2 protein-coding genes are annotated in these 1,891 nt (G+C 59.6%); one reads left to right on the top strand and one right to left on the bottom strand.

The annotated features are described in order from the left end of the window. The first annotated feature begins 76 nt into the window (after window positions 1–76). Window positions 77–553, top strand: a complete 477-nt coding sequence (gene radC / locus MA04_RS21635; RefSeq protein ID WP_262462826.1) for a RadC family protein — start codon at window positions 77–79, stop codon at window positions 551–553. 647 nt (window positions 554–1,200) lie between these two features. On the opposite strand, the gene MA04_RS21630 is transcribed toward radC, so the two are convergent. Next, window positions 1,201–1,596 (bottom strand): hypothetical protein, encoded by a 396-nt coding sequence (locus tag MA04_RS21630; protein ID WP_262462825.1) that lies wholly within the window; start codon window positions 1,594–1,596, stop codon window positions 1,201–1,203. Window positions 1,597–1,891: the final 295 nt, after the last annotated feature.

The following is a 1,891-nucleotide window of genomic DNA, read 5'->3' as shown; positions in this document are numbered from 1 at the left end:
GTGGGTGTCCAAGATCATTAGGCCACTTCAGGAGCCCCTCCCGGATGGAGGGACTCCCCGTATTCCGGGATTTATCATGAAACGTCACCCATCACTCCGCGAGACGGAGCAAGCGATCATCGACGCGGCCTGCGGGCTGTTGGAGCGCCGGCTACGCCAACGGTATCATCGGCATACCGAGGTGTTCGACAAACCCGATGACGCGGCGAAGTACTTTCAACTCAAGCTGTCCGGTCAAGAGCAAGAAATGTTTGTCGGCATCCTCTTGGACAATAAACACCGGATGCTGCGGTACGAGGAGTTCTTCCAGGGCACCGTCGACAGCTGTGCGGCGCATCCGCGAGAGATCGTCAAGGCCGCGTTGTCCTGCAACGCCACGAGCCTGATACTGGCGCACAATCACCCATCCGGCGTGCCTCAGCCCAGTGCCGGTGACCGCGAAGCGACAAACCGAATCGACTCGGCCTTGGAGTTGATCGGCGTTCGCTTGCTGGACCACATCATTGTCGGCCACGGTCAATGGTTCAGCTTCAGCCGACATGGCCTTCTCTAGCCCTCGCCCCGCATTTTGCGGGGCGTTTTCGTTTGGGGCACTTGGTCAAGGTAGACATATTTGCCCAAGACGTTGATACGCAACCTATTGAATTGACTTACCTTTCAGGCGTATAACGTCTGGCAGTGCCCATTGAGGATGCAATGGCCACTTTGGGGATAAAATTCCGAGCACTGAGGATGGACTCTCATGTCTCAAGCGCGATGTTTAGGTGACCGCAACGGCCAAACCGTGTGGGTTACCATTGGGTATCGAGAAAGCCTTCGGGGATATTACATGGTCGTGGAGTCACAAGACGCGAAGGGTCACCGGCACTCCGTGTACTCCAGTGCGTTCCGGCGGCAACTACTGAGTTACCAACGGGAGCTGAAGCGATTAGGCATCACCGTCCCCCAACAGGTATTCAGGCAGGCGGCCGAGCAGGGCTCACGGCATCAGGCGTTGTACTCAATGGATCTATAGGGCGATCCAGGTAACGGGAGCCCCTATTCCCACGCCCCTTCTGGCGGAAACCCGCCGCTCCATGTCACAATACGCCCATCACCCGCTGCCACGACGGTCATCGTGGTCCCTTGCCGCCCAGCGGCATGACGCTCTGCCGGATCGAGAATCAGGGCGGCCTCCGGGCTCCGATCCTGCCCTCCCGCCTATAACGACACTATAACGGCGCACCTACGAAGGGAGGCGCTCAACGACGCGCCGGTGGTGAACCGGCGTTTCTTCTTTTTAATCTGAACTCCGTTCAATGCAACGCCATCGGGCTCACCGACCGTGCCGGCACCGGTGCGGGCCATTGCTTTCCCCAGGTCGTTTCCCTTTTTTCTATTTTGAGACGGCCCGGGGAAGGCAATGGCCTTCATCAACAACGCCGGCCGCCTGCCGCCGGACACCGGCAGCGCCCCTTTGTGCGGACCACTCCGGTGGCCGCGCCCGATAACGTTCCGGTCCCACGCCCTGATCTGGACCAGGCAATGGTGATGGTCGCACGGCAAGACCAAAAGACTGTTGCAAGGGTTTTGTTCATCAACACGCAGGTGCTGCATTCCACGTCTCATCGCACCCGCCCGCATCCCAATCTGCCCCACCCCGCACACCGCCAAGCCACACGCCGAAAGGGTGTGGCTTTTTACGTTGCGCCCACGACCTGGATGCCACCAATCACTACCCTGCCCCAGCCCACCAAAGGGCCGACAAAGCCATCAAATGGCGCAAAGGGCCGATACCCCGGCAAAAGGGCTGACGGGAAGGGGCAAAGCGAAGGGCAAAGGCCCTATCCGAAAGGGCCGCAGCGCCGCCGGCGCTGCATGTGAAGTGGCCTAATGATCTTGGACACCCACG

The sequence above is a fragment of the Alloalcanivorax balearicus MACL04 genome, assembly GCF_025532145.1.
Taxonomy (GTDB): Bacteria; Pseudomonadota; Gammaproteobacteria; order Pseudomonadales; family Alcanivoracaceae; genus Alloalcanivorax; species Alloalcanivorax balearicus.
The sequence above is the reverse complement of the archived record's forward strand: the minus strand, read 5'-3'. Positions and strand labels throughout refer to the sequence as shown.

Coding starts and splice junctions, on each gene's coding strand:
- radC (WP_262462826.1), top strand. CDS start 77: ATGAAACGTCACCCATCACTCCGCGAGACGGAGCAAGCGATCATCGAC.
- MA04_RS21630 (WP_262462825.1), bottom strand. CDS start 1,596: ATGCAGCACCTGCGTGTTGATGAACAAAACCCTTGCAACAGTCTTTTG.